Annotated in this window: 1 protein-coding gene; it reads right to left on the bottom strand. The window is 65.7% G+C overall.

Annotation, left to right across the window (positions count from 1 at the left end; genetic code table 11):
• On the bottom strand, positions 1 to 1,347 hold a 1,347-nt coding region (locus tag ABZX92_RS45905; RefSeq protein ID WP_355572484.1), incomplete at its 3' end, for a hypothetical protein.
• Positions 1,348 to 1,374 lie beyond the last annotated feature (27 nt).

The raw sequence follows: 1,374 nt of genomic DNA, 5'->3' as shown, positions 1-1,374 counted from the left end.
GTCCACAAAGAACGTCTTGGTATCGCCGTCCCACGGGAACGCCATCGAGATCGGCGGGACGGTGTCCCGCGTCGACGTGTCATCCATCAGCAGACCGGATCGCCGAAGGCGGTTCACCGGGAACCCATGCGCCAGGATGGTCGGATCGTCAGGCGTACCGAACGTGACGCCCGTGATCTGACCGGTCGCGTCGGTCAGGGTGCGCATCCGTACCTGGCCCGCGGTGAAGTAGCGGCGCGCCCCCTGCTCGTCCTCACCCGCAAAGGCAGCGGGCAGCGGGGTGGTGGTGGGTGCGGTCGGGTTCGCCGCCGGGTACGCGGTCACGGTGACCACGGTGTGGCTCGGGTTGAAGGTGCCGGACACGCGGTTCGCGGGCGCGATCACCTCGGCACTGAGCACCCCAGCGCTGAGCTCCTCTGCCCGCGTCGCGGGCACCAGGCGGGTCAGCTCGGTCCGCACACCCTCAGCCACCCGCGACCAGACCGCCTGCGCTCTGCGCAGGCCGCCGGCCATCCCGGCCTCGACCGACCCGAGATACCTATCGTCGGAGCCCTGACCTGAGAACTCCGCGACCAGCGGCGGCAGACCATCACCGTCAAACTCGACAGCAACCTCGGCCAGCCACCGAGCGAACTGGTCAGCCTGCTGCTCACCCACCGCATCAGGAGTCTCCTGCTGGCCGGCGAACCCGATGTCGAACCGCGTCAGCCAGTGCGTGCCGAGATCGACACGAGATACGACGTCACCCGGCGGAACAAGCCGCACCGGCCTCGAGACCCGCCCGTCCAAGCCCCACACACCCTTGCCCGTCACCGTAAAACGGTCACGTGCCGCACCAGGCAACACCACATGTTTCCACTGACCACCATCGAAATACCTGTCGACAACCGTGGTGATCGTGCCACGCGCGACATCCAGCGAAGCCAAATACGTCAGCAAAGCAGTCCACACCAACGCCGAATCCGGTTCACTCTCAATCGCGCCATGCACAGCACCCAGATCCAGCACCTGCCCATGATCCGGCCACATCCGAACAAGGTAACCAACAGCGCTGACCGCCACCCTGTCCGTCGGCGTCGCCGTTCCAGCAGCCACACGACCCAGAGCAGAACCAAGCGCTTCATTGTCACCCATCAACGCCGACGCCGCGGCGGCTTCACTCACATCAGAGGAGCTCGCGGCCAAGGCCGTCTGGTACTCGATCCGCACCATTCCTTCACCAAGGGGAATACCCGCTGGCTCGTGACCGGAAATGATCGTGAAATCAGCAACCGTCAGGCTATGGCCACCCCGCTCACCAAGCGCGGCAACCAGCGCCGACTCGAACACGCCCCTGACCCGCTCCATACGACGCAGAGTCATGTGGTCCGCACT

It is taken from the genome of Lentzea sp. NPDC006480 (assembly GCF_040611995.1).
GTDB lineage: Bacteria > Actinomycetota > Actinomycetes > Mycobacteriales > Pseudonocardiaceae > Lentzea.
This window is presented reverse-complemented; position numbering and strand designations above follow the sequence as displayed.